A 525-nucleotide genomic window follows, 5' to 3' on the forward strand; every position below is an offset into this window, starting at 1 on the left:
AGTTTTGGCAGTGAACTATACATTATCGGAAATTTGCTTATGCGGCTTCAAGAGGCGTGAAGCTGCCGCGATTGGTCAGCTGGTGAACAGTGGCAGCCGCAGCGCGCGATCGGGCTCAGGGGTGAAGCCCAGGGCCCTGTCCATCGGCACGGCGGCCGAGAAAAGGTAGCCCTGCGCAATCAGGCAACCGAGGGACACGAGGATCAACCGGTCTTCATCGGTCTCCACGCCTTCAGCCATCACCTCGATCTCGAGAGCCTGCCCAAGATCGCTGACGGCTTTGACGAGAGTCTGATCCTCGGCGGACTTGGAGAGATTGCGCAAGAAGTTCTGGTCGATCTTGATCTTGCGGATACGGCTGTCCTTCAGCGACAGGAGGGTCGAAAATCCGGTCCCGAAATCATCGAGCACAATCGATATGCCTGCGTCGGCCAGGCGTTCGAGTTTCCTGTCCACCCTGCCGCGATCGATCGGGGCTTCCTCCGTGATCTCGATTTCGAGCATTGCTGCCGGGATGTTCTTCGC

The 525-nt window shown here is 58.3% G+C and carries 1 protein-coding gene; it reads right to left on the minus strand.

Annotated elements, in window-relative coordinates:
- Nucleotides 1–75: 75 nt before the first annotated feature.
- On the minus strand, nt 76–525 hold a 450-nt coding region (locus G3A47_RS23405), incomplete at its 5' end, for an EAL domain-containing protein (protein WP_166926684.1).

The organism is Flavobacterium poyangense (genome assembly GCF_011751075.1).
GTDB classification, from domain to species: Bacteria; Bacteroidota; Bacteroidia; order Flavobacteriales; family Flavobacteriaceae; genus Flavobacterium; species Flavobacterium poyangense.